This is a genomic window from Acidimicrobiales bacterium (assembly GCA_035533095.1).
Lineage (GTDB): Bacteria > Actinomycetota > Acidimicrobiia > Acidimicrobiales > Palsa-688 > DATLUM01.
Genome location: DATLUM010000091.1, coordinates 1 through 3903 on the forward strand (window position 1 = coordinate 1; position 3903 = coordinate 3903).

A 3903-nucleotide genomic window follows, 5' to 3' on the forward strand; every position below is an offset into this window, starting at 1 on the left:
TTCCCGTCCCAATGGAAAGGCCCCCGGGTCACCCCGAGGGCCTCTGCACTTTTCGTGCTCAACTCTCTGCAGTTTTCATGTCCACCCACACGGTTCAGGTCGACCCAACGTGATGAGGTAGGTTTGGTCGGGGCGAGAGGACTTGAACCGCCGGGTTCCACACCGAAGATCGTGCTGCCGGAGTGGATCGCCATCGCACTGCGCACAGCCGCGTAATTCGTCGGCGTGATTGGGCTAGAGGCCGAGATAACAAGCGAGCCCCGCGCTCGGCGATGGGACGCGACTGCTTGACCCGTGCCGTTACGTCGTGCGAGCCGGCGGGAAACGGCGCCCGAGCGCCCTCAGGACGAGACCCGCGATCACGACGACCACGATCGGAGGGAGCAGCGCCGAGGCCAGGATCGCCAGTTGAGCTATCTCGGACGCCCCGCCGGTCCTGGATACCGAGATGGGTCGACCTTCAGCTTGTGCGAGGCTTGCAGCCGCCAGCAGCAGCCGATCGTCGTTCACGCCCTCGACCCGCAGCCGCTGCCCGTTCACCTCGGTCACCGTAAGCCTCTCGCCGACGAGACTCAGGTCGGTCACCTGGCCGGAGGATACGAGGCGGGAGACCGTCCCGAGGTCGGACCTCGGCGGCAGGTCTGGACGCAGCACCAGGAATGCCCCGGCCACGACCGCGGCCGCCACGACCGCGGCGAGGACGATCGCGATTCGCGAGGCGCGGATCGATTTCTGACCGGCCTGGCGGCGAGGCGTCGCTGGCACGTTCGGATCCGCGGCCTTGGCCGCGCCCAGGGGTGCAGGCGACGCCGTGAGACGGGCAAGGAGCTCGACGCGGCCGGAGACGCCCAGCTTCGAGTAGATGCTCGAGAGGTGGCTGCGAACGGTCGCTTCTGACAGCGAGAACTGAACGGCGATCTCGCGCGCGGGAAGCCCGGCCGCCGCCGCGGTGAGGATCTCCCGTTCGCGCTCCGACAGAGAAGACAGCGACGCCAAGCCATCGCCGCCATCGACCGGCACGTCAGGGCCACTCATGGCAGGATCATCCCCCTAGCAGTCGATGATTGTCATCAACCAAATCGATGAAAGCGACGGACGAAAGTCTCGCGCTCGCCCGGCCGTCGGCGAAGCCCCGGGCCTGAAGGCGAGGATGAGGCCATCCCAGAAGGGGGTCTCGGCTCGACCGTCGTCCGTGTGGTCAGCCGGCCAGCCGCCGAGGTGCTCCAAGACGAGGTCTTTCCGGGGCAGCGCGTGCCTCCGCTTGGCCCGGGAGGAAGTAGTCTGACCCTGTGCTTCGGCGGTTGACGTTTGGCTCGCTGGTGGTGGTACTCGGTGGCCTGACGCTGTGTCTCGGGCTCATCGTGCTCGGTGCATTCATCCACACCGCGCCGATCACGCCTGTGGCGCCGCAGGTGCCCACCCAAGTCCAGGCGTCCCCACTGCCGGTTCCCGGCACCGCCGCACCGGCGCAAGCCGTGCTGCCCACGCCGTTCATGACGCCGGTGATCTCCGCACCCGCCGATGAGACGGTGCCAACGCCCATCTTCGCCACGCCCGCCCCCCAGCCTTCCGCCCCGCCGCTCCAGGCGTTCCAGGCTCCGATCTCCGCAACGATCCAGACGATCTTCAACACTCCCTCGGGACAACCGGTGACGATCACCTGGCCAGGTGCACCGGGCATAAGTATCCAGTTCCAGGTGTCGACGGACCTCGTCACGTGGTCCGCCCTCGTCACCGTCCAGGTCGACCCCTCGGGGCAGGCGAGCTACACGTTCACCCCCACGCGAACCGCGTACTACCGCGCCTACTCCTACGCGACCGGACAGCTGAGCGCCCCGGCCCGCGGCGTCGTGGTAGTGGGCGGGCTCTGGTCCGGCTACGTTGTGGGCGACGGCCCGTACACGGCCGTCACGGGCACGTTCACCGTGCCCAACCTCGTTGTCTCGTCGACCGAGACCGCGATGGCCGAATGGGTCGGGATCGACGGCGTCGGCGTCGGGCCGAACACGCCGCTGATCCAGGCGGGGGTCTTGGAGCAAACCGTGCCTGGAACGAACGCGGTCAAATATCGGGCCTGGTGGGAGGTCCTGCCCGACGATCCGACGACCGTGCACATCCCTTGGGGCCAGGTGTCGGTCCTACCGGGCCACCGCGTCACGGTGACGATCTGGCAGGTCAGCGGACCGAGTTGGGGGATCACGTTGACCGACGACACCACGGGGCAGAACTACACCAGGGTGCGGACCTACACCGGTCCACACCAGTCGGCCGAGTGGATCGTCGAGGCCCCCGTCAACACCACGGCCGGGAGCGTATACACGCTCGGCCACTATGTCCCTGACGTGACGTTCAGCAATGCACGCTTCATCGGCCCCCGCACGCTCACCGAGGGCCTGTCTATCGTCCAGGGCGGCGCGACGGTCTCCGTGTCGTCGGCGCTGTCGGCTGATAGCTTCACCGTGGGTTACGGGAGCGAGACCCCAGCGGCGCCGTAGGGGCGAGGCGGCCAAGCCAGTGCCTCGGCGTCAATGGCCCGAAAGATCCCGCTCGGGATCGTGACGCTCACGTCGGACCGTCAGTATCGCGCGGAAGATCGGGACGCGCCCCATACTCGCGCCACAGTGGTCAGGACGCGCAGACGGCGCCGATCAACCAGTCCACCGGGACTCAATCTGGTCGTGGGACTCGCGGCGTTGGCCGTTACTGCGGTCCTTGTCGTCCAGATCGTTCAAGTCCTGGTGCCGCCCCTCGCGCTCGTCGTCGGCCTTGCCCTGCTGGTCGACGGAGCGGCATACATATTCGCCCGGCTAGCTGGTCGCCCGACGGCCGGCTTGCGGTTTTCCGGCTGGCTTGTCCGGCCCTTCCTGTGGACGGGTCGCCTCGTTGCGATGGCGGGGTCGGGTTGGCGGCCCGTGCGCGCCCAGTCTGTCGACCAGCTCCTCGCGCTCAGCCCGCCTGACTTCGAGAAGTGGACTGGTCAGCTGCTGCGCCACTTGGGTTACCGAGACGTGCGAGTCGTTGGAGGGCGCGGAGACCTCGGCGTCGACATTCGGGCGGTAGACCCTCAGGGTCGGACGGTCGGCGTCCAGTGCAAGCGGTACTCGGACTCGCGGGTCAGCTCACGCGACATGCAGCACTTCTACGCCATGCTCTTCCACCACCGGCTGGAGCACGGCATTTTCGTGACCACCTCGACGTTCACAGATGCGGCTCGTGGGCTTGCTCGTGATCACGACATCGAGCTGTTCGACCGGGAGATCCTGGCCCGGCTCCTCTAGCTCACGCCGGCGTACCTGAGCAAGGGCGCGAACGACGGTCGGATTTGTCCTGGCGGTCTGCCGGCCAGCTTGAACAATCCCACCGGGATTCATCTTCAGCGCCAGAGGCTTCTGGGCCGAAACGCGGGTCCTTGTGGATTGCAGCGTTGGACGGATTCCGCGGGTCGGATGCGAGTCCTACACTGCGGGCGTGAGCAACACTGTCGAGCGTGCCGCCCTTACCTGTGGACACTGATCTCTGGACGGGTCCTTTGCCGTCCACGCTCGACTGGGAGAGGGTCGACGCGTTTCTTCAGGGCTACCCACGCGAGGGACCGCGCCTCGAATACCGGAGCACGTACGACATCAAGGGCCCCGATCACCCGTTGGCGAACCGTCAACACCGGCGGTTCATCGACACGGTGGGGGCCATGGCCAACAGCGGTGGTGGGCTCATATTCGTAGGAGTCGAAGACGACGAGCACGATCGGCCTGAGCGTTGGCCGACGCTCAGGCCGTCGACGCTCCGAGCGCAGACACTGGAGAACGCGGTCGTCAACTTCATCGAGCCGCCCTTGGCTTTGGAGATCGGCATTGCCAAGGGGCGGTCAGAAGCCGGCGGAGGGCTTGACCTAGGCGAGGTGCT

The 3903-nt window shown here is 66.9% G+C and carries 4 protein-coding genes; 3 read left to right on the top strand and 1 reads right to left on the bottom strand.

The features are described 5' to 3' along the window. Positions 1-300 precede the first annotated feature (300 nt). Positions 301-1035, bottom strand: a complete 735-nt coding sequence (locus VNF71_11205; GenBank protein HVA75117.1) for a helix-turn-helix transcriptional regulator — start codon at positions 1033-1035, stop codon at positions 301-303. 254 nt (positions 1036-1289) lie between these two features. Here VNF71_11205 and VNF71_11210 point away from each other — a divergent pair, with 254 nt between their 5' ends. The 3 genes from VNF71_11210 to VNF71_11220 all read left to right on the top strand — a co-directional run. After that, on the top strand, positions 1290-2495 hold the full coding sequence (locus VNF71_11210) for a G1 family glutamic endopeptidase (protein ID HVA75118.1): 1206 nt from the start codon (positions 1290-1292) through the stop codon (positions 2493-2495). 183 nt (positions 2496-2678) lie between these two features. After that, entirely contained in the window at positions 2679-3278 is a 600-nt protein-coding gene (locus VNF71_11215) for a restriction endonuclease (protein ID HVA75119.1), read from the top strand. 209 nt (positions 3279-3487) lie between these two features. Beyond that, positions 3488-3903, top strand: a 416-nt coding sequence (locus VNF71_11220) for an RNA-binding domain-containing protein (protein HVA75120.1), incomplete at its 3' end; no start/stop codon positions are given.